The sequence below is a fragment of the Nocardia sp. NPDC005366 genome (assembly GCF_040606855.1).
Taxonomy (GTDB): domain Bacteria; phylum Actinomycetota; class Actinomycetes; order Mycobacteriales; family Mycobacteriaceae; genus Nocardia.
This window is the reverse complement of sequence record NZ_JBEXFQ010000023.1, coordinates 1-24,739: the sequence shown is the minus strand read 5'-3', so window position 1 is coordinate 24,739 and position 24,739 is coordinate 1. Positions and strand designations below refer to the sequence as shown.

Annotated in this window: 25 protein-coding genes; 12 read left to right on the top strand and 13 right to left on the bottom strand. The window is 67.1% G+C overall.

The window, feature by feature from the left end:
- Positions 1–48: 48 nt before the first annotated feature.
- Complete coding sequence (locus ABZS43_RS24230; protein ID WP_355038233.1) at positions 49–981, top strand: DUF5995 family protein; 933 nt, start codon at positions 49–51, stop codon at positions 979–981.
- Positions 982–1,020: 39 nt separating this feature from the next.
- On the opposite strand, the gene ABZS43_RS24225 is transcribed toward ABZS43_RS24230, so the two are convergent.
- From ABZS43_RS24225 to ABZS43_RS24215, 3 genes are all read right to left on the bottom strand, one after another.
- Positions 1,021–1,791, bottom strand: a complete 771-nt coding sequence (locus ABZS43_RS24225) for a ferritin-like domain-containing protein (RefSeq protein ID WP_355038232.1) — start codon at positions 1,789–1,791, stop codon at positions 1,021–1,023.
- Between the two features lie 107 nt (positions 1,792–1,898).
- Positions 1,899–3,443, bottom strand: a complete 1,545-nt coding sequence (locus ABZS43_RS24220) for an NAD(P)/FAD-dependent oxidoreductase (protein ID WP_355038231.1) — start codon at positions 3,441–3,443, stop codon at positions 1,899–1,901.
- 55 nt (positions 3,444–3,498) lie between these two features.
- Positions 3,499–4,077: a hypothetical protein gene (locus ABZS43_RS24215; RefSeq protein WP_355038230.1), complete on the bottom strand. Its 579-nt coding sequence runs from the start codon at positions 4,075–4,077 to the stop codon at positions 3,499–3,501.
- A gap of 124 nt (positions 4,078–4,201) precedes the next feature.
- Here ABZS43_RS24215 and ABZS43_RS24210 point away from each other — a divergent pair, with 124 nt between their 5' ends.
- From ABZS43_RS24210 to ABZS43_RS24190, 5 genes are read left to right on the top strand one after another with little or no spacing between them, the layout of a single operon-like run.
- Positions 4,202–4,699 (top strand): hypothetical protein, encoded by a 498-nt coding sequence (locus tag ABZS43_RS24210; RefSeq protein ID WP_355038229.1) that lies wholly within the window; start codon positions 4,202–4,204, stop codon positions 4,697–4,699.
- Positions 4,666–6,075 carry a hypothetical protein gene (locus ABZS43_RS24205; RefSeq protein WP_355038228.1) on the top strand — a complete coding sequence of 470 codons (1,410 nt, stop codon included), beginning with the start codon at positions 4,666–4,668 and terminating at the stop codon, positions 6,073–6,075. Before ABZS43_RS24210 ends, ABZS43_RS24205 begins: the two co-directional genes overlap by 34 nt.
- On the top strand, positions 6,072–7,511 hold the full coding sequence (locus ABZS43_RS24200; RefSeq protein WP_355038227.1) for a VWA domain-containing protein: 1,440 nt from the start codon (positions 6,072–6,074) through the stop codon (positions 7,509–7,511). Before ABZS43_RS24205 ends, ABZS43_RS24200 begins: the two co-directional genes overlap by 4 nt.
- Before the next feature lie 12 nt (positions 7,512–7,523).
- Positions 7,524–8,639 carry an AAA family ATPase gene (locus ABZS43_RS24195; RefSeq protein WP_355038226.1) on the top strand — a complete coding sequence of 372 codons (1,116 nt, stop codon included), beginning with the start codon at positions 7,524–7,526 and terminating at the stop codon, positions 8,637–8,639.
- Positions 8,636–11,413, top strand: a complete 2,778-nt coding sequence (locus tag ABZS43_RS24190; protein ID WP_355038225.1) for a DUF5682 family protein — start codon at positions 8,636–8,638, stop codon at positions 11,411–11,413. The genes ABZS43_RS24195 and ABZS43_RS24190 overlap by 4 nt, the downstream gene beginning before the upstream one ends.
- Positions 11,414–11,465: 52 nt before the next feature.
- Here the strand turns inward: ABZS43_RS24190 and ABZS43_RS24185 are convergent, their stop codons facing one another.
- The 3 genes from ABZS43_RS24185 to fabG all read right to left on the bottom strand — a co-directional run bounded on the left by ABZS43_RS24185 (position 11,466) and on the right by fabG (position 13,325).
- Positions 11,466–11,918: a hypothetical protein gene (locus ABZS43_RS24185; RefSeq protein ID WP_355038224.1), complete on the bottom strand. Its 453-nt coding sequence runs from the start codon at positions 11,916–11,918 to the stop codon at positions 11,466–11,468.
- Positions 11,919–12,099: 181 nt separating this feature from the next.
- Complete coding sequence (locus tag ABZS43_RS24180) at positions 12,100–12,552, bottom strand: MaoC family dehydratase (protein WP_355038223.1); 453 nt, start codon at positions 12,550–12,552, stop codon at positions 12,100–12,102.
- A gap of 17 nt (positions 12,553–12,569) precedes the next feature.
- On the bottom strand, positions 12,570–13,325 hold the full coding sequence (gene fabG, locus ABZS43_RS24175; protein ID WP_355038222.1) for a 3-oxoacyl-ACP reductase FabG: 756 nt from the start codon (positions 13,323–13,325) through the stop codon (positions 12,570–12,572).
- 146 nt (positions 13,326–13,471) lie between these two features.
- On the opposite strand from fabG, the gene ABZS43_RS24170 reads away from it, so the two are divergent.
- Positions 13,472–14,080, top strand: a complete 609-nt coding sequence (locus ABZS43_RS24170) for a QsdR family transcriptional regulator (RefSeq protein ID WP_355038221.1) — start codon at positions 13,472–13,474, stop codon at positions 14,078–14,080.
- Between the two features lie 6 nt (positions 14,081–14,086).
- Here the strand turns inward: ABZS43_RS24170 and ABZS43_RS24165 are convergent, their stop codons facing one another.
- Positions 14,087–15,070, bottom strand: coding sequence for an acyl-ACP desaturase (locus ABZS43_RS24165; protein ID WP_355038220.1), 984 nt, complete (start codon positions 15,068–15,070; stop codon positions 14,087–14,089).
- A gap of 171 nt (positions 15,071–15,241) precedes the next feature.
- Positions 15,242–15,898, bottom strand: coding sequence for an LUD domain-containing protein (locus ABZS43_RS24160; RefSeq protein ID WP_355038219.1), 657 nt, complete (start codon positions 15,896–15,898; stop codon positions 15,242–15,244).
- A 394-nt stretch (positions 15,899–16,292) separates the two neighbouring features.
- On the opposite strand from ABZS43_RS24160, the gene ABZS43_RS24155 reads away from it, so the two are divergent.
- The 5 genes from ABZS43_RS24155 to ABZS43_RS24135 all read left to right on the top strand — a co-directional run bounded on the left by ABZS43_RS24155 (position 16,293) and on the right by ABZS43_RS24135 (position 20,131).
- The gene (locus tag ABZS43_RS24155; protein ID WP_355038218.1) at positions 16,293–17,018 is read left to right on the top strand and encodes a uracil-DNA glycosylase; all 726 of its coding nucleotides are present in this window, start codon (positions 16,293–16,295) and stop codon (positions 17,016–17,018) included.
- A gap of 168 nt (positions 17,019–17,186) precedes the next feature.
- A complete protein-coding gene (locus tag ABZS43_RS24150) occupies positions 17,187–17,678 on the top strand; it encodes an Lrp/AsnC family transcriptional regulator (RefSeq protein WP_355038323.1) in 492 nt (163 codons plus the stop codon).
- Between the two features lie 105 nt (positions 17,679–17,783).
- Positions 17,784–18,425 (top strand): GntR family transcriptional regulator, encoded by a 642-nt coding sequence (locus ABZS43_RS24145; RefSeq protein WP_355038217.1) that lies wholly within the window; start codon positions 17,784–17,786, stop codon positions 18,423–18,425.
- A complete protein-coding gene (locus tag ABZS43_RS24140) occupies positions 18,425–19,663 on the top strand; it encodes an MFS transporter (RefSeq protein ID WP_355038216.1) in 1,239 nt (412 codons plus the stop codon). Before ABZS43_RS24145 ends, ABZS43_RS24140 begins: the two co-directional genes overlap by 1 nt.
- 87 nt (positions 19,664–19,750) lie before the next feature.
- Entirely contained in the window at positions 19,751–20,131 is a 381-nt protein-coding gene (locus ABZS43_RS24135) for a DUF1304 domain-containing protein (protein WP_355038215.1), read from the top strand.
- Between the two features lie 77 nt (positions 20,132–20,208).
- Here ABZS43_RS24135 and ABZS43_RS24130 read toward each other — a convergent pair whose 3' ends face one another.
- From ABZS43_RS24130 to ABZS43_RS24110, 5 genes are read right to left on the bottom strand one after another with little or no spacing between them, the layout of a single operon-like run.
- Positions 20,209–21,456, bottom strand: a complete 1,248-nt coding sequence (locus tag ABZS43_RS24130; protein WP_355038214.1) for a cytochrome P450 — start codon at positions 21,454–21,456, stop codon at positions 20,209–20,211.
- The gene (locus ABZS43_RS24125) at positions 21,453–22,058 is read right to left on the bottom strand and encodes an ATP/GTP-binding protein (protein ID WP_355038213.1); all 606 of its coding nucleotides are present in this window, start codon (positions 22,056–22,058) and stop codon (positions 21,453–21,455) included. Before ABZS43_RS24125 ends, ABZS43_RS24130 begins: the two co-directional genes overlap by 4 nt.
- Positions 22,033–22,383 (bottom strand): DUF742 domain-containing protein, encoded by a 351-nt coding sequence (locus ABZS43_RS24120; RefSeq protein WP_355038212.1) that lies wholly within the window; start codon positions 22,381–22,383, stop codon positions 22,033–22,035. The genes ABZS43_RS24125 and ABZS43_RS24120 overlap by 26 nt, the downstream gene beginning before the upstream one ends.
- Entirely contained in the window at positions 22,380–22,811 is a 432-nt protein-coding gene (locus tag ABZS43_RS24115; protein ID WP_355038211.1) for a roadblock/LC7 domain-containing protein, read from the bottom strand. The genes ABZS43_RS24120 and ABZS43_RS24115 overlap by 4 nt, the downstream gene beginning before the upstream one ends.
- The gene (locus ABZS43_RS24110) at positions 22,811–24,238 is read right to left on the bottom strand and encodes a sensor histidine kinase (RefSeq protein ID WP_355038210.1); all 1,428 of its coding nucleotides are present in this window, start codon (positions 24,236–24,238) and stop codon (positions 22,811–22,813) included. The genes ABZS43_RS24115 and ABZS43_RS24110 overlap by 1 nt, the downstream gene beginning before the upstream one ends.
- Between the last annotated feature and the right edge of the window lie 501 nt (positions 24,239–24,739).

Genomic DNA, 24,739 nt, shown 5'->3' with positions numbered 1-24,739 from the left:
CTCGTGTATCGGCAACCCCGCATCATTCGACGCATTATCGGAGCCGCGATGACGAACGTCCGCAACAGAATTCACCTCGATCACCGCGCACGCCCCACCGCCGCGGCCCGACGGCTCGGGGTGCTGTCCGCGCTGCTCGCGCTGCTCGCCGCGTTCACGCTCGGGACTCCCGCCGCCGCCCAGGTCGACCAGGCCTGCGGCACGCCGCTCAGCGCCGCCGAGGTCGACGCGGTGGTCGGACTGTCCGACACCGCGGCGCTCGTCGGGCCGTCCATGCGGCGGCTGGAGCAGGCGGTGGACAACCATCGACAGCTCACCGAGATCTTGGTGCGGCATCGGGATCGGCGCGGACTGTTCCCGTTGGGATTGGATGAGGTGGAGAGGGCCGCCGTGCTGCCTTTGCAGCGTGACCCGTCGGCATTCGATGATCCGGAGTGGGCGCATCGGATCAGCCTGGAACTGCTCTCACGTTTCCTCGACAATGTGCACGCCGAATTCAGCGGCGCGCCGGTGCAGGCGCACTGGGCACGGTATTTCGACCTCACCCGGCAGTGTGACCTGTCGCCCGCACGGGTCGCGATGGCCGGATACAACGCGCATTTGAGTGTCGATCTCGCGTATTCCTTTGCGGCCGTGCATGGTACGCCCGCAAACGCGGCGGACTATTTCCGGATCGTCGACGCCATCGCGCAGCGGGGGCAGCTGATCGTCAGTTCGACCGAGCGGGTGTACGGCGGTGACCTCGGTCCGCTGTGGCGGTTCTATTTTCTCGGTGAAGGGCTCGATGCCGTATTCGGGGCGGGCGTCGGCAGCGGCGCGCTTCTCCGTCTCGCCGATGCGGGAGCCAACGTGGCGATCTTCACCAACGGTCTCGCCCTACAGGATCCCGTTCTCGCACCCGCGACCGAACTGGAGATCGACGCGCTGTGGCGGTCCGCCGATATCGCCTTCGAGGTGCTCGCGGGGCTCGGCGGGCTATAGGCCGGTCGATGATCGGCTCTCCCCCAAGATTATTCGTCGCTATCGAGAATTTCCGCGCGGCGAACGAACAGAGCGCGCCGTGGACGGCGATATGGCCGTCGGTGCGATCGTGACGAATAGTGCGAGTACGGCTCGCACGAATTCTGCACGGCGGCAACCGAAGTGACGTAACGCGGGACCGTGATCGAAGGCGACGACCACGGTCGCGCCGAGGAGTACGATCGACCAGGCGAACAGCGCCGCGCACCTCACCACTCGGGAACTCGTCGCGAATTCCACGCGCAGACGTTGGCAGTGGAATGGGACGTGACGCTTCTCATCGCTCAGCACGAGCGCGGCGACCTGCGTGGCGAGCGGATCCGATGTACCCGCACGCAGCAGTCGATAGTATTGCAGCGCAACGACTTCGGCGACCATCAGCACCATCAGTTCGAGCCGCAGCCCCAGTGCCCGACGCAGGCGGACGAAGACGGCGTCGGTCCAGTGGCTCGCGATCGTGGGTGCGCCCGCCGAGCGCAGCAGCAGTTCCAGCAGACGCGCGTGGTTACGTTCCTCCGCCACGAACAGCCGGACGGCAGCGGCGTACTCGAGGTCACCCGCACGATCGGCCTTGGCGATCAGATTCGCGCCGTCGCCGCTTTCGCCGACCTGGAACCGCTGGATGCTGCGGATCACCGAGGGGTCGAGGCGCGCACCGCCCTGCCAATCCGGCTCCCCCGCCGCGTCCCGCGCGATGACCTTCGCTTCGAATTCGCGCGTCCATCTCGCGAAATCGCTGTTCTCTCCCCTACCGAGCAGCACACTCTCCATGTCCGCAACCCTAGGAAGTCGTTGTGCGCAGGACCGGGCCGAATTGTGGAGATCTCGTGCAGGCCCGGTACCGACCCGCCCGCGCCCCGCGCCCACAACGAACGCGATCACGATTCCAGGACGGCCATCGCGGCATTGTGTCCGGGAATTCCGCTGACCCCGCCGCCGCGCACCGCGCCCGCACCACACAGCAGAACCCTCGCGCGACCCGAATCCACACCCCAACGCGCCGCCGAGTCGTCGCCGGCCTCGGTGGCGAAGGGGAAAGCCAGATCCCGATGGAAGATGTGACCACCGGGCAGGCCCACCTCTCGCTCGAGGTCGAGCGGTGATTTCGCTTCCAGACAGGGGACGCCGTCGGCATCGGTGGCCAGGCAGTCGGCGATCGGTTCGGCGAGTACCGCGTCCAACTGCGCCAGCGTCGCATCGACCAGTGCGGCCTTCGCGGCCTCCGGATCGTCGACGAACAGCCTCGCCGGAGTATGCAGACCGAACAGGGTCATGGTGTGCAGGCCGCGCGCGGCGGCGTCGCCGGACATGATCGAGGGATCGGTCAGTGTGTGGCAATAGATTTCCGACGGCGGCGCGGACGGCAGCGCGCCGCGGCTCGCCTCACGGTAGGCGCGGTCGAGTCGTTCGTAGGATTCGGCGATGTGGAACGTGCCCGCGAAGGCGTCACCGGGGCCGACCGCGTCATCGCGCAACCGTGGCAGCCGGTTCAGCACCATATTGAGTTTGAGTTGGGAGCCTTCGGGTTTCGTCGGCAAAGGCTCGCCGAGCAGACGCGCCAGTTCATAGGGCGAGGCGTTGACCAGCACATATCCTGCCCCGACTGTGCCGTCCGCGTGACGGACCTCGCAGGTGAGGCCATCGGTGTCGATCCCCGTCACCTCGCATCCGGTCATGATATGCGCACCCGCCGCCCGCGCCGCCGCGGCCAAGGCGTCGGTGAGCGCGCCCATGCCGCCGAGGGGCACATCCCAGTCGCCGGTACCGCCGCCGATGACGTGGTAGAGGAAACATCGATTCTGTCGCAGCGTCGGATCGTTGGCATGGGTGAAGGTACCGATCAGGGCGTCGGTGAGCACCACGCCGCGGACGGTGTCGTCGGCGAAACGGGACTCGATGGTCTCGCCGAGGGGTCGTTCGAAAACGGCGTCCCAGATCTCGGCGTCGTCCACCAGGGTCCGGAGTTCGTCGCGCGAGGGAAGTGGCTCGGTCAAGGTCGGGAAGACACGCTGCGCGAGACGTTCCATCGCGCCGTAGAACTCCTGCCAGGCCTCGTAATCCCGGGGGGAGCCGGTGAGACGTTCGAAACTCTGCCTGGTTCGTGACGCGGAACCCGTGTCGACCAGCAGTCCGCCCGCGCCGACCGGGGTGTAGGAGGAGATCCGGCGGCGGCGGGTGTCGAAACGCAGTCCCAGGTCGCGAACGATCCGGCGCGGCAGCAGACTCACCAAATAGGAGTATCGCGACACCCGCGCGTCGACTCCGGCGAACATGCGCGTGGATACCGCTGCGCCGCCGGTGTGGTCCTGACGTTCCAGCACCAGTACCGAACGACCGGCCCGTGCGAGATATGCCGCGGCGACCAAGCCGTTGTGGCCGCCGCCGACCACCACCACGTCATAGGAGGAACGCGTCGATATCATCTGTCCTCGATATCACGCTGCCCGTCGCGACGTGCGCGACGCGCCAGGGCCTGCGTCAACCGACCGTCCCGCACAGGTACCGTGCGCGGCGGCCGATAAGTCCGAGCGCATGCTCGTGGACATCGCGCGCGTACTCCCAGAGTTCGGGCCAATCCAGCAGGGCGACACCACAATTCGTTTTGGCGAAAGACGCGCTCGTGAGATCCCAGTCGCCGACGAGCGCGGTGTATTCGCAGGATGCGCAGGTTTCGAAGGGTTCGGGGCCGTACATCCATGCCTCCTCGTCCCACCCGTCGAGCGGGGTCCGGCAGCGCGGGCAGACGGGCGGGGTCGCCTTACCCCAGCCGCAGGCGAAATCGAAGCCGAGCATGGGGGTGATCAGGTGCCGATCGGGTACTTCGGTGGCCCGGTCCACATTGCGCAATGCCTCGGCCATCAATTCCGCGAGGGCGCCGAGGTCGACCGGGTGGCCGGGAACGATCAGGAAACCGTGCTCCGATTCCGCCGTGCGCACCTCCCGGCACCCCAGGAAATAGCGGACCGTATCGCGCACCCGTTGCACCGCGGCGGCGTCGGATTCGCCGAGTGCAAAGTAGTACTGCAAGAACACCGTGCTGAGCGTAGCAGTCACCACCGACAATCGCTGGCTGAACGAAAGTCGCTGTACGACAACATTACCCGAGGCAATCTCGGCATTGCCGACTTGTCGGTGGCCTCCCGTAGGTTGATCACCATGATGAGGAACGGGAGGCAAACCCATGGATTCCGATGAGCGCGAATGGGAGCGAGCGTCGGTGGTGCGGATGCTGCCCGTCGTCGCGCCGCGCAAACTCGCGAAGGTGCCGTTCGTCGAGTTGGCAGACGGGCGACTGCAAGGCGTGGTGTCCAGCGGGTCCGATCTCGCACGGGTCTATGTCTCGTCGATTTCGGTGCACAACCACGGGCTCAGTTGCAGCACCAATAACAATCGGCCGTGCGGCGGCCTGCGCGGGGCGTACCCGTGCAAACATATCTCCGCGCTGGTCAGCGAGGCGATAGTGCAGTACGGAATCGAACAGGTCGCCCGGTATCTGCGGGTTGAGGCTCCCGAGAACGGACATCTGCTCGCCGCGCTCGACGCCGTCCATGAGCCCGCGCCCGCCGCGGTGGTCTTCAGCAGATTCCTGCGGCACCTCGCGTATCTGGAATTTCCCGGTAGCACCGCGCCGATTCCGGAATTGCAGTGGTTCCCGGCCACCACGGGGGTGACGCGCTGATGCTCGGTGTGCAGATGGCAGCGTTGGCCGAGATCCCGACCGCTGTGCCCGATGCCGTGGCGGTGGTGGCCGGTATCGATACCGCGCTGGTCAACGGGTTCGGACGCCTCGGCGACCAGGACGGCGCGGCACTGGCGGCGATGGCGGGGGCGGTGAGCGGATCACCGCTCGGCGCCGCGGTCGCCGACGCGGCGGCAAAGCTCGGCGCGGGCTCGATCGGGCCGGAGGAATTGTCCGCGGTGGCGGCGGGGCGGGCCGCCTTGCTCGGCGCGGTCCACGACGCGCTCGCCGAGCGGTTCGACTCGGCGCTGGGACGAACCCGATCCGCGTGGGAGGGTTCCGATGAGCCGGCGCGGCCCGACGATCTCGTCGTCGGATGCCGGTCCTGGCTACAGGAGGTGGCCATCACCGGCTGGCGGGGGGTCGACCACGATCTCGTCGCCGCCGCCGATCGGACCGTCGCGGCGTTGTGGGCCGAGCCGACGCTGCGGCGTCCGGCCGTGCTACTGGACGGTTTCACCGCGGAACTGCGCGCGGCGTGCCCCATCGCCACCCTGGACAAGCTGCCCACGCGGCGCTGGGCCGACCTGTGGACGCGGGCACTGCTGTCGACCTGGCGTTGCGCTGATATTCCGCACGCGGCCACCGTCTCCGGGCGGCTGTTGATCCTCGGTGTCGACGTGCACGAACACGGCACCGCCGTGCAGGCGCAGATCCACGGCGTGCTGGAAACGGGAGACGGGCTCACCCGCCGGGTGCGCGTGAGCGTCGGCGCGGCGAAGGTCGACACCATTGTCGGCCCGGCGATCTGGGAGCTCCTCGCAGATCACCGGCAGCTCCTGCGGGCGCTGGCCGAACACCGCGCCCTCGCGGTAACCGATCTACCGCTCACCGCGAGTGGCGATCTGCTGTGGCGCGACGACAGGGCGGAACTCGACGCGCCCGCCGATCCCTTCACCACCGCGCGCGTCCGACTGGCGGACGCGGTCGGTCCGGCGGCGCCCCCGCTCGAGCGCGATCCGGTCCACCTGGCCGAACCCGTACTGCTGGAGGGCTATCGGGTGCGGGACGGGGCGGTGGAACTGGACGGTCACCGCCTGGCCGTCGACGTGGAGCGCCTGCCCGGCTGCGGGCCGCTCACCCCTTCGGCCGTGACGAGTTCATCGGCCTGTATCGGGCTGGTGCGCTGGGACGCCGGTCGCTGGATGCTGCGCCCACTCGCGGTGCGGCGCATGGTCAAGGGTGCGCCGGTCGACGCGCACAACGGGGATTGGGCCCTCGGCCCGACCGATCCGAAAGTGGTGAAAGCGCTGGCGAAATCCGGCGATTCGGTCGCGGTTCTGCGCGAACGGGCGGGACGGTTGCTGCGGAAATGAGCGATACGCGCCGAACTCCCCACGAAACCCAGCGCCAGATCCTCTACTGGCGGCTGCTGGCCCGGATCTTCGACACCGAACCGCAGTCGACACTCGAAGCGGCGAGCGTCGCGATCATCGATGACCTCGGACTGCCCGCCGCACTGCTCGATCCCGGTGTCGCGATCGATACCGTGGTGCAACGGTTCCCCGAACTCACCGGGGACCTCGAATCGTTGCGCACCGAGATCGAACCGGGTGAGAACGGGTCGGCGGGAGACACTTCGGCCACGTCCGACGACGAGGCTGTCGACACTTCGGGCACTTCGGGCACTTCGGGCACTTCGGGCACTTCGGGCACCGATGCTCGCGACGCCGACGGTCCAACACCGCGTACCGGCGAGTCGGAATCGGTGGCGGCGCACGAGGTCCGCAATGCCGCGCTGATCTCCAAACTGCTGCTCAACGTCTTCGCCACCGGTTCGGGAAATGTCAGCGCGACCCAGCTCGCGGGCTGGCAGCGTGACGCGGGCTGGCTGCGCGGAACCCTCGGCACCGGCGACGACGCCGAGATGCGCGCGGTACTCGCCGGTCTCGAAGGCGATCTGGTGGCCAGGATGCGGTTGCGGGAGGTCCTGGCCGATCCGCGACTGGCCGCGCGACTCACCCCGAGCATGTCGCTCATCGAGCAGTTGCTGCGCGACAAGTCCAACCTGTCCGGCGTCGCCCTCGCCAATGCCAAGGCATTGATCCGGCGGTTCGTCGACCAGGTCGCCGAGGTGCTGCGCACCCAGGTGCAGCAGGCGAGCGCCGGTACCATCGACCGCACGATCGCGCCCAAGCGGATCCTGCGCAATCTCGATGTCGACCGGACCATCTGGAAGAACCTCACCAACTGGAACCCGGACGACGAGCGGCTCTACGTCGATCGCCTGTTCTACCGGCAGACCGCCAAGCGCACCGTGCCCGCGAAGATGATCGTGGTGGTCGACCAATCCGGCTCCATGGTCGACGCCATGGTCAACTGCACGATCCTGGCCTCCATATTCGCCGGGCTGCCGAAGGTCGACGTGCATCTGGTCGCCTACGACACCAACGCGCTCGACCTGACACCGTGGGTGCACGACCCCTTCGAAGTGCTGTTGCGCACCAACCTCGGCGGCGGCACCGACGGCCGCGTCGCGATGACCCTCGCGCAGCCGAAGATCACCGATCCGAAGAACACCGTGCTGGTGTGGATCTCGGATTTCTACGAATGGCAATGCCAGGAGCTGTTCGAGAGCATGCAGGCCGTGCACCGTAACGGGGTGAAACTCATTCCGGTGGGCTCGGTGAACAGCTCGGGCCAGCAGAGCGTGAACCCGTGGTTCCGGGAACGGTTCAAGACCATGGGAACCCCGGTGCTCTCGGGCCGCATTCAAAAGCTTGTCAACGAACTCAAGAACTTTCTCGACTAGGAGACGCCGACCATGACCGAATCCACCTTGCGCGCCCCCGCCGAAGTCAAGTACGCCGAAGAACTGGACTGGCTGGAATCCATCGATGACAGCCCGAAACCGTTTTCGTGGCGATTGAGCCCGAAAATGGTGCGGCTGTTCATTCTCGGCTCCGAACGCGCCGATGGTCTCGACCGCGCGATCGACCAGAAATGGTTCGGGGATCGCAGTTTCGTGGAACGCAGCATCGTCACCCTGGCCTCCGACCGCGGGCTGCTGCTGATCGGCGATCCAGGCACCGGGAAGAGTTGGCTGGCCGAATTGCTCTCCGCCGCCATCAGCCGCAATTCGACTCTGGTGGTGCAGGGCACCGCGGGCACCACCGAGGATCACATCAAGTACTCGTGGAATATCTCCATGGTCATCGCCAAGGGACAGTCGAGGGAATCGATGATCCCCTCCCCCATCATGACCGCCATGGAACAGGGCGTCATCGGCCGTTTCGAGGAATTGACCCGCTCGACCAGCGATGTCCAGGACGCGCTGATCTCCATCCTTTCCGAGAAATACGTGTCCATCCCGGAACTGGACGACGACAATATCGTATTCGCGCAGCCGGGATTCTCCATCATCGCCACGGCGAACAGTCGCGACCGTGGTGTGAACGATCTGTCCTCGGCGTTGAAGCGCCGCTTCAATTTCGTCCGTGTCCCGGTGGTGACGAACAAGCGCAGTGAGGCCGAGATCGTGCGCTTCCGCACCGCGGAACTGCTGCGCCGCCATCAGATCGAATTGGAACTGCCGCCGACGCTGCTGGATATCCTGCTGGAGAGTTTCGCCGATCTGCGCGCCGCCGCTGCCGCCGCCGCGAGCGACGACGAGAAACTCGAGTCGGCGCTGTCCACGGCAGAGCAGATCGGCGTCCTCGAGGACGCGATCCTGCACAGCCAGTTCTTCGGCGACAACACGCTGCGCGCGGAAACCCTGGCCGGATCGCTGGTCGGATCGCTGGCCAGGCGCGCGCCGGAGGATCTCGCCATCCTCAACAAGTTCTGGCACGGGGTGGTCGAGCCGCGCAGCAAGGACGTGGGCGGCGATTGGTCGCAATTCCTCGAGGGTGGCCGTGACGCCATCGCGAGGCTCTCGTGAGCACCTTCACCGCGCTGCGCGAGCAGCTCACCGACGCCGCGACGCAATTCGCGGCCGAACCGGGTGTCGTCGCCGAAATCCTCGCGGGCATCGTCGACGACGTCGACCGCGCGCTGCGCGAGGAACTGGAGATCTTCCCGGTCTGCCACCACTCGCCCGCCTCGGCGCTGGCGATGGTGCGCAGACTGCACGAGAAACAACCCAAGGTCATCTACCTGGAGTTGTGCGAGGATCTGCGACCGATTCTGGAGGAATTGCGCAACTGCGCGTTGCCGGTCGCGTTGCAGGCATGGGCCGGAGAGCCCGACGGATTCCCGGCCGCCTGGGCCCCGCTGTCGGTGGTCGCTCCGATCACCGAGGCCTCGGCCGAATACCAGGCCATCGCCTACGCGCTCGACACTCCCGGCGTCGAGCTGGTGCTGGTCGACAGGTCGACCGATCACGTCTTCCAGTGGTCACCGACCGAACCGCAGGAATCCGCCGAGGCGAGCGGCGCGGACGAAGCTCTGCACGGCGACGCGGTGGGAATCGAAATCGGTGATCTGCGCCCGCGTTTCGCCGAACTCGAGGAACATCTGCTGCACCACGGCAAGGTGCGGCACTGGTCGGAATGGTGGGATCAGTACGTCGAACAACCGCTGGCGGGGGCCGATTACGACACCTACCGGCAGGTCATGGTGCTGATCGGGAGTCTGTTCCGTCGACTGCGCCGCACCGGCGCCGATCGCGACGAGGACCGCGAACGGTATATGTGGACGCGGATGCGCGAACATCTGGCTGCCACCGGATCCGATCCGGCGCACTGCCTGTACGTGTGCGGCGCCTTCCACGCGGCCAGTCGCGTCGAGCAATTCGGCATCGCCTCCGACGCGCCGTACGAGATCACCCCGCGTTCGGCGACGGTGTGGCAGTACGGGCTGATCCCGTCGAGTCATTCCGCGATCGAGGACCAGTTCGGGCTGGCGGCGGGTTCGGTATCGATCGCCGCCGCCACCTGGGCCAAGGGAGTCCGGCGCGGCAAGCTGCGACCGTTCGCGTTGAAAGGTCAGCAGTCGGCGAAACGCGCGCCGAGCCGCAAGGCCGAGGCGGCTCCGGTCGATGCGACGCCCGTCGCCGACCAGCTCTCCGGCTTCCTTTCCAGTCCACCGCGACTGGATCGGCTGGACGAGGCGGAACTGCTGGAATGGTCGGTCGATATCGTGCGGCTGGCACGCCGTAACGGCTATCTGGCCAGTACCGCCGACGCCATCGCGATCTATGAGACCTCGATCCTGTTGGCGGGCATGCGCAATCGAGCGCGCCCGACGCCGTACGACTTCCAGGACGCCGCGATCACCTGTATCGAGAAGGACCACGTCCCCGGGCGCAGGGATGTGCGCAGGCTCTGCGAAATCCTGCTCGGCGGCGATCGGATCGGGCAGGTCGGCTACGCGGCGCTGCCGCCGCTGGCCCAGAACGTCTTCGATCGTCTGCGACCGGTCGGCGTCGACCCGGCCCACCGCGGGGTACGCCGCACCCTGCTCGATCTCGAATCCGAACCGCATCTGCGTCCGTGTTCGGATCTGCTGTGGATGCTGCGCAGATTGCTGCCCGCGGGCGCGGCGCGACCCATCATGGGCTCGCGCGCGCTCGGCGAGCGCTCCATCCAGGAGAGCTGGGATCTCGCCATCGGCAAATACCAGCGCGACCTGGTGCAACTCGGTTACGAGGGCGTCACCGTCGAGCAAGTGCTCGAACAGCGCCTGCGCCGCTCGGTCAACGATCCGGACGCCACCGCGGCGGGTGCGCTCGCCGCAGTGGAGGACGCGCTGGTCTACCTCGGCTCGGCACGACTCGCCGACGAACTCGGCGCCCGCGCCGTCGAATTGCTCGCCGCGGAACGGTCGGTCGACGAAGCGCCCGCGGTACTGCGTCGAATCCGACTGTTGCTCAACTATTTCCGATCCACCGGCAGCGGATTACCGCAGTGGTGCCGCACCTTCGTCACCGCAGGCTACGCGCATTACTGCACCCTGTTGCCCACCGCGTTCACCGACGAGGACACCGGCGTCCGACCGGTCGCGGCCATGCTCGGATTCCTGTTCGGCATGGAGAATCTGGCGCTCTCCCTCGGCTGCGATCACACCCAGCTGGAATTGGCCGTGCGCCAGTCCCATCCCGAGGCGCCCGCCAAGGTCGCGCTGTTGTGGGCGACGCGCCTGCAACTGGGTCTGCTCACTCAGGCCGAATTGCGGAGCCGCTGCGACGAGATGCTCGCGAATCCGCTGGTGGTCCCGGCGTTCCCGCAATACCTCAGCGGGTTCGTGCAAGCCATGGATCCGGTGCCGACGGTGAAACCGTTCATCGTGGAGTTGCTCTCCAAGGCATTCGGCCGCCTGCCCGACGCGGTGCTGCTGCCGTGGCTGCCGAAACTGATCACCACCCTGCGCGGACAGGCGGCGGAGTTGATCCCCGCCCTGACCCGCGAGGCGGGCCGCACCTTCCCCGGCGAGCGCACGGCCATCGAATCGTGGACCCCGCCGTGGACGCACACCGCGCAGGCCCCACCGGTCGTTGCGGTCGCCTCGGGCGGACCGGTGGGTGAGCTGTTGCGGGCGCATCCCGCCGCCTGCGATGCCTTCGCCGCACTCCTCGGTCACCAAGGCGGCTGGCAGCCCGTCGCGGCCGGGCCGAACCGCGCCGTCACGGCCCTGCTGGACAACTACCCGCACGCGGCGACGGCGTTGGCGACGCTGCTGCCGTCGAGCGGCGCATCGCTGTCCGCGCGAGGATGACCTCGCTCCTCCAGCGGCGGCGCACCGCGGGCCATGTCACCGGCGGTGTACCTCACAGGACGAGACAGGAGGTGCCGAGCGGTATGCCGACGCCGACGTCGACAGTCACGCTCGGCGCTATCGGCCCGCCGGGGCCCTGTACGGCGCTGATGGTGTGCGCGCCCCGTGTCGTCGGAATCCAGGTCGCCAGCGCGACGCCGCCCGTCGGCGCGATGGTCGCCAGGGGAATTCCGTTGTCGTAGAGCGACACCGGGGTGACGGCGTCGGTAAGGAATGCCTCGATCGTGTAGGAACAGCCGGTGCCGTAGTCGGTGATCGGACCGTAGTTGATATCGGGCAGTACGCCGACCCTGGTGACGGCGGCGGCGGCCTGCGGCGGCTGACTCAGCGCGCCGAGGACGAAGGCCGCCCCGACGACGGCCACCGCGACGAAGGCCATCGCTCCCGCCCGCCCGGTGAGCGATGTGCGGGCGATCCACGTGCGATTGGTGCGGTGGCCGAGCATGCGGTCCTCATTCCGCGCGGGCCGTCTTCCCGCGCACGCCGTGGTCCGCGCGCTACCGGATAGCCGATCGCACGCGAATCGTCCAGCAAACCCTGTCCGGGGACATATCGTCCCCAGCCCGATCGTATCGGGCGCGGGCGGGCGCGGACCACGGGTCGCGTAGGTGAGTCCCTGTCCGAACTCAGCCCACCAGCACCGATAGCGTCTCGGCCACACAGGCGGGTTTGTCGCTACCCTCGATCTCGATCGTCACCCTCGCGGCCAGCTGGGTGCCGGCGCCGGTGGCCGTGAGGCCGAGCAGCTCCACTCCCGCACGCACCCGGCTACCGACCGGCACCACCGAGACGAAGCGCACCTTGTTGGCGCCGTAGTTGATCGCCATCTTCAGGCCGTCGACCCGGTACACCTGCGCGACCAGTTTCGGCACCAGCGACAGCGTGAGGTAGCCGTGCGCGATGGTCGTGCCGAACGGGCCGTTCGCGGCCTTGTCCGGATCCACGTGGATCCACTGATGGTCACCGGTGGCCTCGGCGAACAGATCGACCTGCTCCTGGGTGACGGTATGCCATTCGCTGTAGCCGAGGTGGGTGCCGACCGCCGCCTCGAGTTCGGCGATGCCGTTGAACGTTCGCATTGTCGAAATCTCCGCGATCAGTCGGTCGGTCCGCCCGCGACGTACAGGACCTGTCCGGAGACGAATCCAGCGCCCTCGCTCACGAGGAAGGAGACGGCGTTGGCGATATCGGAGGGCTGGCCGATCCGCCCCACCGGAATCTGCTTGGCCATACCGTCGCGGAACTGCTCGAAGGTGAGGCCGACGCGCTCGGCGGTCGCGTGGGTCATATCGGTCTCGATGAAACCGGGGGCAATGGCATTGGCTGTCACACCGAATTTGCCCAGTTCGATCGCCAGGGTTTTGGTGAAGCCCTGCAGACCCGCCTTCGCCGCCGAGTAGTTGACCTGACCGCGGTTGCCGAGCGCCGAGGTGCTCGACAGGTTCACGATGCGGCCCCACTTGGCCTCGGTCATGTATTTCTGCGTGGCCCTGCTCATCAGGAAGGAACCGCGCAGATGTACGCCCATCACCGAATCCCAGTCGGCGACGGTCATTTTGAACAGGAGATTGTCCCGGGTGATACCGGCGTTGTTGACCAGGACGGTCGGGGCGCCGAGGCCGTCGGCGACGCGCTGGACCGCCGCGTCGACGGACTGTTCGTCGGAGACGTCGACCCCGACCGCGAGCGCCCTGCCACCAGCCGCTTCGATATCGGCGACCACGGGCTTACCCGCCTGCTCGTCCAGATCGAGGATCGCGACGGCGAATCCGTCTTCGGCGAGTTTGCGGGCGGTGGCCGCGCCGATACCGCGGGCGGCGCCGGTGACGATGGCGGTGCGAGTGTCACTCATAGAGACTCCTGAGGGTCGAAGGGGGTCGAGTCGACACTCATAAAATACATCTCGAATAGGGCGTCTCTAACTAACCCGACGCGATCAACCGGGAACTTCCAGGTCAGCGTTCTGATACATGTCATAAGCGCTGTACTATTCTCGCGGTGAGTACCCCCCAGCGGCGTCCGTCCACCCGTTCCCCCGGACGGCCGGCCTCAGCCACCAGGGAGCAGGTCCTCGACCTGACCCGCCGCGCGTTCCTCGCGGGCGAACGCGTCGACGTGCAGGCGATCGCGGCCGAACTCGGACTCAGCCGCGCCTCCATCTATCGCTGGTACGGTTCCCGCGACGGATTACTCGGCGCGATGCTGGTCGACGAACATCAGCGCATGCTCGACCGCGCCGACCAGCGGCGCCGGACTCGCGGCGCGGCGCGCGTGCTCGAGGTCTTCGACCGCGTCGCCCGGTGGGAATCGGATAACGAACCCTTCCGGCGCTACTTCGAACACGAACCCATCTCGGGCTTGCGCATCCTCACCGCGAGCGACGGTCCGGTACAGCCGAGAATCGTCGCCGCGATCGAGGATTTGATCGCCAGGGCCGAGCGGGAGGACGGTTACGAGCCGCCGCTGGAACGCTCCCTGCTCGCCTACGCGCTGGTCCGACTCGGCGAGGCATTCCTCTACAACGATCGAGCGGCGGGAATTCACGGCGATGTCGACCGCCTGCGCCAAGTGGTCGCCGTGCTGCTCGGCGTCACACCGCTGGATTGAGCCGACTCAGGCGTTCGCCTTCTCCCTGGCCGTCTCCTTGGCCTTCTCCCTTGCCAGCGCCCGGTCGCGCTGTTCCTCGAACCGAGGGATCGCGACCCGCTCCAGATTGTCCAGAAAAGCGGCCAACCCTTCCCGGATCTTTTCGCCACGGGTTCCGAAATCGGTGCGCTCGAAGATATTCCACTGCCGGATCACCGGCCACAGCACCTCTTCGAGATGCTGACGCAAGTCGTAGACCCCGTGTTTGGCCATCAGCACCCCGTGCCGACGGAAGTCCGGCATTCCCGCGCCCGGCATCCGGAAATTCTGGACCACCCGGTCGATCGCCTCGATCGCCTGGTCCGGCGCGAGATCGAGAGCGGCTCCGCACACGGTGCGGTAGAAGATCATGTGCAGGTTCTCGTCGGCCGCGATGCGCTGCAACATCCGGTCGGCGATCGGATCCTCGCAGACCCGGCCGGTATTACGATGGGCGACCCGCGTCGCCAGTTCCTGGAAGGAGACGTAGGCGACCGAATGCAGGAATCCCGCGCCGCTGTTGATCTCCACTTCGGTCGCGCCGGAGGAGAAGCCGTTGGTCATGTGCACCATCCTGGCGTTTTCCAGGGCCACCGGATCGACGCCTCGGGTCACCACCAGATAGTCGCGAATGACAACGCTGTGGCGCATCTCCTCCGCGGTCCAGCGCCCGACCCAGGTCCCCCACGCACCGTCCCGGGAGAAATTCTCCGAGATCTCGCGATGGTAGGACGGCAGATTGTCCTCGGTGAGCAGATTCGTCACCATGGCGGCCTTGGCCACCTCGCTGAGCGCGGATTGTTCCGGCTCCCAATCCTTTCCGCCGAGCATGGCGAAATTGCGGCCCGCCTCCCACGGCACATAGTCGTGCGGTTGCCAGTCCTTGGCCATTCCCAGGTGCCGGTTCACGCAGGTCTCGGCGACCGGCTCCAACTCGCTGAGAATCTCACGCTGGGTCAGATCTCGTGCCAACGGGTATCCCGCCTCTCTGTTCGTCGTTCGGGCTTCGGCCGGGAGGGGCCGCTCCCATGGCACCAGGCGCGGTATCGGCGCGGCGAGGGCCGAACGTCATCGGCGGGGAGGACCGAAGACCGTCACCGGTAGGCTGCGCCGCATCGGCGCACACCCGCGAATTCCGGGTAGTCAGATCACCGGGTCGACGATCAGGACGATGAGCTGTCGGGGCGCCGAGGAGTCGCTCGATGACGCGGATTCGGCGTCGGTGGACGGTCCGCCGAACCAGGTGATCGGGCGGCGATGGTCGAGCCGGTCGATCACCTCGGGCAGGGATGCGCCGATCTGATCGATCCGGACGACGCACAGGTGGCAGTCGGGGGCGAGGGTGGGTGCGCGACGCCCCTGGCCCGCGCTGCCGTCCAGGACGATGATGCCCGCGTCGGCCACGGCAGCGGCGCAGGTGGTGAGCACGGCGTCGGCGCCCGACAACTCGTCCTGCGGCAGGAATGGGCTGTCATCGATGACGCGGTGCCCCTCGTCGGACGCCCACGCGCGCAACCAGGATTCGGGAAGACCCTGCGGCGCCACCACCGAGCGCACGCCGCGCACCGCGAGAATATCGCGAACCATCTCCGGAACATCCGGCTCGATGAGGTGGTACACCAGTCCGCCGTAATACTTCACGCGATCGGCGAAAAGATCCGCCAGCGCCGTACGGTCGCCAGAGGTGGTCGCCGACGGATGGCGCTGATGGGCCCGTGACATCGGCACGAGCCGTTCGTCGTCGGGAAGATCGTGCAGCGCGTCCAAGAGACGGCGCAGCAGATCTTCGCGCGGATTCATATCCGCCCACCGTTCCCTTCATTGCGAACGGCACCGCTTGTCCTACCCAATGTACAACTCCCCGAGCGGTTTCCAGTGCGCCCGCCAGTTGCTCCACGATGGCATCGCGATCCTAACGCACGACGGCCACGCGAGCCCCGCGGACACACGGGCGCATTACACCTCGCGACCAGCCCCGACCCCTCGCCGTGCGGCCACCACCGCAAACTACCGCCGCCGGACATTCTGTCGCAACCAGTCGGTTCGACATCGGGGACGCTACCGTGCCGACCGTGACCGCTTCGGTATACCGGCAGCAGGGCTGTTATCGGACCGGCCGCCTACGCTGCAAGGATGACGTTCGGCAATCAATGCGCGGGCCCTGTCCCGGGACCGGCGAGGAGTTGAGTCGCCAATGTGCCGGACCATTGCCGCACTCGACGCCGCCGTCAGCGTATGCCGCGCCTGCCCGCGTCTGGTGGCCTGGCGTGAGCAGGTCGCGCGCGACAAACGCGCGGCATTCCGCGACGAGACCTACTGGGGACGACCGGTGCCCGGTTACGGACCTGACGACGCGCGTCTGCTCGTGGTGGGCCTCGCTCCCGCGGCGCACGGCGGAAACCGCACCGGCCGCATGTTCACCGGCGACCGCAGCGGCGACGTGCTCTACGCCGCCATGTACGCGGCGGGTTTGACGAATCAACCGACCGCGGTGCGCCGCGACGACGGTCTGCGACTATTCGACACCCGTGTCACCGCACCCGTGCACTGCGCGCCGCCCGACAACAAGCCGACCCCCGAGGAACGCGACCGGTGCCGCCATTGGCTGCATACCGAACTCGAACTGCTCGCGCCGACGGTGCGCGCCGTGGTCGTGCTCGGCGGATGGGGGTGGCAGGCGCTGATGCCCGTACTCGCGGCAGCCGGATGGATCGTGCCGCGACCACGGCCCGCGTTCGGGCACGGCGCGCGGGTACTGCTCGCACCGGCCCGCGCCGACCGCGCGCCGCTGCACGTTTTCGGCTGCTATCACGTGAGTCAGCAGAACACCTTCACCGGAAGGCTGACCCCGGCCATGCTCGAGAACGTTTTCACCGCCGCGGCGGCAGTCGCGGGTATTGCACCGCGTGCCCCCGCCTGACTCGGATTCACCCGCCGCCGGGCCGAAAATCCGCACCGGCACAACACAGTACGGCGACGGTATGGGTGGATGCCCGATGGTCGCTCGCACCGTATTCGGTACGGTATGCGCGTGCTAAAAACCGGCGCGGTGCCCGCGCCCAACGGCCCCCAACGCACACGACCCACGGTGATCGAACGCCCGCCCGCCACGCCGGGTCGGCGCGGCGCGGTGCCCATCGACGAGATCGACAGGGTGCTGCTCGACCACCTCGCGCGCGACGGCCGCATGACCAATAACGCGCTCGCCGCGGCGGCGGGTATCGCACCGTCGACCTGCCTGGGCCGGGTGCGCGCGCTCGTCGAGCGCGGCGTGATCCGCGGCGTGCACGCCGATATCGACCCCGCCGCGCTCGGCCGGGATCTGCAAGCCATGATCGCCGTTCGGCTGCACGGGAATTCACGCGATCGCCTCGCCGAATTCGGCCGCGAACTCGCCGCGCTACCCGAGGTGCTCAACGTGTATCTGATCGCGGGCGCCGACGACTATCTCATCCATGTCGCGACCTCGAACACCGACGAATTACGCGCCTTCGTGCTGACCGATCTCAACGAGCGCCCCGCGGTGTCCTCGACGGAAACGATCCTGATCTTCGAACATCTACCGGCGGGCATGTCCTGATCGGTGCGCGCGGCGCGGTACCCACACCGGGGTCGGGTGAACGAACACGCCAACCGTGACCGACCCCACGGTCTGTTACTACGTGACACGTCTAGAATACAACTTGTGTCTAAGACGTACTCATCTGCCGACCACGCCTATCGCGCAGTGAAGGAGCGGATTCTCACCGGTGCGCTTCCGGGCGGAGAACTCATCAGCGAGGGCGAGGTCGCGAGCGATCTCGGCATGTCACGGACGCCGGTGCGGGAGGCGTTTCTGCGGTTGGAGACCGAAGGCTGGATGAAGCTCTACCCGAAGCGGGGTGCGCTCGTTGTGCCGATCCCCGTCGCGGAGGCCGAGCATGTGGCGCACGCGCGCTATGTCGTCGAGGTCGCGGCGGTACGGGCGGTGGCGGTGCGCGAAAGGTCCGCGCTGACCTCGGCGTTGCGCGATTCGCTCGACCGGCAGCGGGCCCACGCCGAGGCGGGCGATCGCGACGCGTTCGCGCTGGAGGACACCGATTTCCACCGCACCTACGTGGTCGCCGCCGACAACCCGTTGCTCGCCGCGTTCTACGATTCGCTGCGGGAACGGCAGCGCCGCATGAATAGTCTCGCGCTCCATCGCGGCGCGACCGATATGGCGGCAATCATCGCACAGCACACCGCACTCGCGGATCTGATCGAGGCCGGTGACGTGGACGCGTTCGCCACCGCGCTGGTCGCGCATCTGTCCGCGGTGCACCAGCTGTCGCTACGAGGTCTGTGATGACCGCGCTGACCGATATCCGGCCCGCACGCGCCGCGACGGCTACCGGGCGCTGGCCCGCGGTCGCGGCCTCCATATTCGCGATCGCCTGGGGCGGTAACGAATTCACGCCGCTACTGGTGATGTACAAGGCGAACGGACTTCCCGCCACCACCGTCGACCTGCTGCTGTTCCACTACGTGCTCGGCATCGTGCCCGCCCTGCTGATCGGTGGGCCGATGTCGGATCGGTACGGACGCAGGCCGCTCATGCGACCGGCCCCGCTGATCGCGGCCGCGGGTTCGCTGCTGCTGGCCTTCGGCGCCGATTCGGTACCGATGCTCTCGGCCGGGCGGGTGCTGTGCGGAATCGCCCTCGGCCTCGCCATGGCGGTGGGCAGCAGCTGGCTCAAGGAGCTGTCGCAACCACCGTTCGATCGGGATCGGGGCGCTGGCATCGGGGCGCGCCGCTCGGCGATGAGTCTGACCGCGGGATTCGCGGTCGGCGCCGGCGTGGCCGGAGTGCTGGCGCAGTGGGCGCCGTGGCCGCATTCGCTGGCCTACCTGATCAATGTGGCGCTGTGTCTCGCCGCCGCGACCCAGGTGGCCCGGGCGCCGGAAACGGTAGTCTCCCAGGCTGATCCCGGCCGCCTGCGCGACGATCTGAGGATTCCGGTCGCCGGATACCGGCGCTTCGGCGCAGTGGTGGTGCCGGTGGCCTCGTGGTTGTTCGCCTCGGCGGCGACGGCCTACGCCGTGATGCCGACGCTGATGGCGCCGCGGGTGCACGGTGCTCCCATCGCCTTCTCCGCGCTGATCACCGCGATCACGCTGAGCTGTGGTTTCGCGATCCAATCCGTCGCGCGCCGGATCGACGAGCCGGGCACGGCCCGCGCCGCGGTGGTATCACTGCTGTTCGTGGTGTGCGGCATGGTGGCGGCGGTGGCGGCGGCGCATGTCCTGACGATGTGGGCGACGATCCTCACCGCCTGTGTGCTCGGCGCGGGTTACGGCATCGGGATGGTGGCGGGCCTGCAGGAGATCGAACGCATCGCCCGCCCGGACGATCTCGCGGGGTTGACGGCGGTTTTCTATTCCGTGTCCTATCTCGGATTCGGCGTCCCGGCGATCCTGGCCTCCCTGCACAAGTCCGTCGGCTTCGGCTACCCGGCGATGTTCGCCGTAGGAGTCGTCGCGGCCGTCGGCTGTCTGGCGCTGGTGCTGCGGAACTACCGCGTGCGAGACGACGCGTCGCGGTAGCCGAAAACGGCGCGGCGCACCACGGCACATCGTGACAGCGCTACGGTTCTCGCAGGACCGCATCCACCGTGTCCCAGAGGAGGGCCCTTGCTCACGATCGTGCAGATTCTGGCGATTGCCGCCGCCGTCATCCACGTCTACATCTTCACCCTCGAGGCGCTGCGGTTCGGCCGCCCCCAGGTGCATCGCGGGATTTTCGGGGTGGCGGAAACCGACGTCGGCGCTGTCCGCCCGTGGGCCTTCAACCAGGGTTTCTACAATCTCTTCCTGGCCATCGGGACATTCGTCGGCGCCGCGCTTGTCCGATCGGTCGAGGCGGCGGGCTGGGCACTGATCGTGATGGGGTGCGGATCGATGCTCCTCGCGGCGATCGTGCTCGTCGCCACCGACCGCCGATTCGTCAAGGCCGCGGCGGCGCAGGGCGCGATCCCCTTGCTCACCCTGCTCGCCGCGCTCACCCAGCTCTGAATTCGCGCTCACCCACGAATGCCGCGAGCCGAGCACCCTCAGTTGCCGCAGGACCGCCGTACGGCGGTCCTGCTCCGTCAGTACCCGTACAGCGGAGCGGATTTCGGAAAATTGACCGGGAGTGAGACCAGGGCCCGATGGAAGGGCCCCGGCCGCCACATCAACTGCTCGGCCGGAATCCCGAGACGCAGTTCGGGCAGCGCGTCCAGCAACTGATCGATGGCGTCCTGCACAACGAGGTAGGCCAGCGAACGCGCGGGGCAGGCATGCGGCCCGACCCCCCAGGACAGATGCGACCGATTGTCGGAGTACTCGCGCGCCTTGACCGCGGGATCGTTGTTACAGCCGGTCATGCTGATGACGACGGGTTGGTGCGCGGGGAGCCAGACGTCCTCGATCAGAATCGGCTGGCGCGGATAGGTGACGCAGTAGTTCGCCATGGGCGGGTCGGTGAACAGCACCTCGTCGACGGCGTCGCGGGTGGAAAGACTGCCACCGAGAATATTGCCGCCGAAACGCTCGTCGGTGAGCATCAGCAGCACCGTATGCACGATCAGATTCTGCTGCGTCTCGATACCCGCGCCATAGAGGGTGGCCAGTTGGTGGACCATCTCGACATCGTCGAGCCCCGCCTCGTGGGCGATGAGCCGGGAGGTGATGTCGTCACCGGGATCGCGGCGTTTGCGCACGGTCAGTTCCAGTAGCGCGTCGGCCAGCATCGCGTTGCCTTTATCCGCGTTCACACCGTCGAAGATCGCGGCCATGCCGGTGGCGACCTGCTGGCTGATATCCTGCGGGCAGCCGAGCATGTCGTTGAGCACCGCGAAAGTCAATGGAAAGGCGTACTGGCTGATCAGATCCGCCGTCCCGTCACCGCAGAAGCCGTTGATCAACGGCAGCGCGATTCTCTCGACCACCGCGTGCAGCGCGTGCAGATCCATCGCGGCGATACTCGCGGCATTCGCCTGCCGGTAGCGGGTGTGTTCGATACCGGTGCTGCGCAATGCGTTCGGCCGCCACTCCAACATCGGCAACACGGGACATTCCCCGGGGATATTGCGCTGCCAGGTGCGCGGATCAGCGGGAAAATGTTCGGGATCGTTGAGGATTCGCACGGCGGTGTGATAGCCGATCACCAGCGTCGCCGGCACATCGGGAGCCAGGTCGACCGGTGCGAGGGACCCGTAGCGAGCACGCATCCGGTCATACGCGCCATGGGGATCCTGCGCGAATTCCGGGTCGAACAGAGAAACCCGCGGCCCGTCGGTGTCGATCGGTGATCCGTGCGGCACCGGGCAGCGGGCGGGATGGGACGGCAAAGTCAACGACTAGTCTCCACGCGATGGAATAGGAATTCGACCAGGGTGATGAGTGACTGCAGACAGGTACCGCGATGACGTGCGTCGAGCGCGGTCAGTGGCGTGTCGGGCGTCAGATCGAGGGCGTCCCGGATCTCTTCGAGCGGATAGCTCTGCGCGCCCTCGAATTGGTTGACGGCCACCGAATACGGCACGCCGCGTTCCTCCAGCACCGACAACACCTCGTCGGCCTTCTCGATCCGCCGGGTGTCCACGAGCACCAGGGCCCCCAGCGCCCCGCGCGCCAACTCCTCCCACAGCGGCACGAACCGCTGCTGCCCCGGTGTCCCGAACAGGTACAGCGCCAGCTGCGGATTCAGGGTGATACGCCCGAAATCCATGGCGACGGTGGTGTGCACCTTGCCGGGCAGACCCACCATATCGTCGATGCCGACGCTCGCCTCGGTGATCGTCTCCTCGGTGCGCAGTGGTTTGATCTCCGAGACACTGCTGACGAAAGTCGTCTTGCCGACGCCGAAATTTCCCGCGACCAATAGCTTGACCGAACGGGTCACCGTCTCCGGCACATAGTCGACAGTGCGCTCAGGCCGGGAGAGCACGGAGCCCATTGAGTACCTCCTCCAACAGGGCGATCTCCGGCAGATTTTCGGCCGGGGTCGGTGTGACCAGATGCTCGCTGTCCATCAGGTCGGCGACCAGGATCTTCACCACCGACGGCGGCAGATCCAGATAGGCCGCGATCTCGGCGACGGACAGCGCGCCGCGCCTGCTACACAGATTCATCACGCGCACGACGTCCGGCGCCGCACCCGGCGCCGGATCGGACTTCGTGATGACCAGTGTGACCAAATCCAGTTCGCGCGTCGGGCGCAAACGACCGCCAGTGCGCACATACGCGCGCACCAGGTCGGGATCGCGGCGGGATCTGGTCATCGCCGGTCGCTATCGGCTCTCCGCTGCGACATGCTGCCTAGCTCGTGGCCGACTCTCGCGGCCAATTCGTTCATGCGGTGGGCGATGAGACTCACGTCGATCTCCCCGGTGGTCGAAACCCCGAGGAGCGCACCCTCGCCCGCCGCGGTGATGAAGATCATCCCGTCGTCGTATTCGGTCATGTTCTGCCGCAGACCGGACTCCAGTCCGCCGCAGAATTCGCCGAGTGCCTTGCCCAATGAGCGCAGCCCGGACGCGGCGGCGGAGAACCGCTCGGCGTTATCGCGAGTGATGCCCGTGGAGTGCGCGATCCGTAAACCGTCATCGGACAACAGCACCGCGAAACGCACGCCGGGAACGTTCAGATCCTCGAGTAACCAACCCAGCTTGTTGCTGTTGTCGGTCACGGCTGTGTTCGGTGTGCTCATCAGGGTGTAGTCCCTTCCGTGTGTTCGGTCGCGATACTGTTCGGGGCGATCGGCGAATTGTCGTCCGCGGCTGCGCGGCCGCTCTTGGAACCTGTTTGCCAGGCGGCGGCGATATCGGGTCGAGCGGGTCCCGACGGCGTCGCGGAATCGGATCCGGCGATGCGTGGCCGGGCCGACGTGGGCGCGACCATGCGACGCCGACGCTTGGGTAGACCACCGCTGGTGATGTCGTGCACGGCGAATTCGCTCTCCTCACTGGCCGGCTCGGGCCCGGCCGGCACGAGGGCAGGCTCGAGCACCTTGGCCTCGATGGGCGTAGCAGCGGGTTCGTCGTTCTTGGTCGGCGCCGCGAGCAGTGCCTCGGGAACGTAGACCATGGCGCGCATGCCGCCGTAGGCGTTCGGTCCGTCGATGTAGACGGTGAATCCGTACCGGCGCGCCAGTGCGGCGATACCGGGGAAACCCACCTTGGGCGCGGGTCCGAGCTGGTGGATGTCGACCGGGCGCTCGTTCGCGAGGATCTGCCTGGCCTCCTCCATCTGCTCGGAGTTCATCCGCACGCCCGCGTCATCGATGATGATGGTGACGCCGTGATGGCCGGTCTGGAAACTGACATCGACGAAAGACGTTGGCGGGGAATAGCGCAACGCGTTGTCGAGCAGGGTCGCGAGCGTGTGCACCAGCGGTTCCACCGCGCGGCTGATGACGACCCGGTCGAGCTGATTCGGCCGGACGCGCAGGTAGTCGCGCACACGGCCGACCGCGCCGCCGACCACATCGGTCAGCGACTGCGCGGGCCAGCGACGTCCGGGAAGGCCACCGCAGACGATCACGTAGGACTGCGCCTGACGGATCATCTGCTGCACGGTGTGGTCGATCCGGGTGAGCGTCGCGTAGACCTCGTCATCGCGATGTTCGCGCAGCGCCGCGCTGACCACCTGGCTGACGTCGGCGCCGAGACTCACCACCGAGGTGCCGAACGAGCGCACCGCACCACTGGTCGCCTCGCGGGCGGACGTGGCGACCTCGGCTCTGACCGTGGTCTCGGTATGTTTGATGACCATCCGGGCCTGTTCCTCGGCCTCGTGCGCGACCATCTCGCGGGTCTCGGCCTGCACGCGACGCAGGTCGTCGCTGTAGCGTTCGGCGATCCAGCGCAGACCCTGCGCGAATCGCGAATCCTCCAGCCCCGCAGGCACTTCCATCGCGGGGGTGGACGGCTCGTAGCGCCGCACCGCCTCGGTCAGCGCCGGCATCGTCTTGACGCCGAACGCCTCTAGTGCCTCTTCGTATGTGCTCTGTCGCGCCGTTAGCTCATTGATCCGAGCCTTCTGGCGCTTTCCGGCATTCACCGAATACCCCGCCACCGCGAGCACAAGTGCAAGGGCGAGGATCCATGGCAGTACTACGGCGATATCCACATTCATCAGTTCTCTCGTCGTCGACAGGTCCAACCTCCCCCCGAGAACCATGTGCCTATGGTCCGCGTCGAAACCCACAGCCTGCTGCCACCGAACTCCGTCTCACCTTCCGAACGTATGTCGAACACATGCCGACCTCGGCGCACCACCGCGGACGGATCACCTCGTATCGGAGGTTCTGAATCCAGCAGCGGCGACCGGCGGCGCGGGTCATCGTCGGTCGAGTCCCGAACCTCACAGTTCCTGTGGGACAGGCGATCATACGATCGATCGCCGACTGAACGGAGAGCGCCCGCACAGCCCGGAACCCGACGACCCGCCCACCCTAGCAGCAACCTCGCGAACTCACGACGTAACCATGAAGTCGCAAAGAAGTTGAGCCGGTGCGGATCACGCGACCGAACGGAAATATCTCCGTCGGGACGTGCCGCGAACACAAAGCAATCGGCCGGGGGGGGGGCCCGATATGTGGGGGCCCCGCCGCCATATTGTAGACGTGGGGTTAAT

Excerpts from the sequence above, each read along its gene's own strand:
- ABZS43_RS24230 (WP_355038233.1), top strand. The coding sequence starts at position 49 with ATGACGAACGTCCGCAACAGAATTCACCTCGATCACCGCGCACGCCCC.
- ABZS43_RS24225 (WP_355038232.1), bottom strand. The coding sequence starts at position 1,791 with ATGGAGAGTGTGCTGCTCGGTAGGGGAGAGAACAGCGATTTCGCGAGA.
- ABZS43_RS24220 (WP_355038231.1), bottom strand. The coding sequence starts at position 3,443 with ATGATATCGACGCGTTCCTCCTATGACGTGGTGGTGGTCGGCGGCGGC.
- ABZS43_RS24210 (WP_355038229.1), top strand. The coding sequence starts at position 4,202 with ATGGATTCCGATGAGCGCGAATGGGAGCGAGCGTCGGTGGTGCGGATG.
- ABZS43_RS24200 (WP_355038227.1), top strand. The coding sequence starts at position 6,072 with ATGAGCGATACGCGCCGAACTCCCCACGAAACCCAGCGCCAGATCCTC.
- ABZS43_RS24195 (WP_355038226.1), top strand. The coding sequence starts at position 7,524 with ATGACCGAATCCACCTTGCGCGCCCCCGCCGAAGTCAAGTACGCCGAA.
- ABZS43_RS24185 (WP_355038224.1), bottom strand. The coding sequence starts at position 11,918 with ATGCTCGGCCACCGCACCAATCGCACGTGGATCGCCCGCACATCGCTC.
- ABZS43_RS24180 (WP_355038223.1), bottom strand. The coding sequence starts at position 12,552 with ATGCGAACGTTCAACGGCATCGCCGAACTCGAGGCGGCGGTCGGCACC.
- fabG (WP_355038222.1), bottom strand. The coding sequence starts at position 13,325 with ATGAGTGACACTCGCACCGCCATCGTCACCGGCGCCGCCCGCGGTATC.
- ABZS43_RS24160 (WP_355038219.1), bottom strand. The coding sequence starts at position 15,898 with ATGAATCCGCGCGAAGATCTGCTGCGCCGTCTCTTGGACGCGCTGCAC.
- ABZS43_RS24155 (WP_355038218.1), top strand. The coding sequence starts at position 16,293 with ATGTGCCGGACCATTGCCGCACTCGACGCCGCCGTCAGCGTATGCCGC.
- ABZS43_RS24140 (WP_355038216.1), top strand. The coding sequence starts at position 18,425 with ATGACCGCGCTGACCGATATCCGGCCCGCACGCGCCGCGACGGCTACC.
- ABZS43_RS24125 (WP_355038213.1), bottom strand. The coding sequence starts at position 22,058 with ATGGGCTCCGTGCTCTCCCGGCCTGAGCGCACTGTCGACTATGTGCCG.
- ABZS43_RS24120 (WP_355038212.1), bottom strand. The coding sequence starts at position 22,383 with ATGACCAGATCCCGCCGCGATCCCGACCTGGTGCGCGCGTATGTGCGC.
- ABZS43_RS24115 (WP_355038211.1), bottom strand. The coding sequence starts at position 22,811 with ATGAGCACACCGAACACAGCCGTGACCGACAACAGCAACAAGCTGGGT.
- ABZS43_RS24110 (WP_355038210.1), bottom strand. The coding sequence starts at position 24,238 with ATGAATGTGGATATCGCCGTAGTACTGCCATGGATCCTCGCCCTTGCA.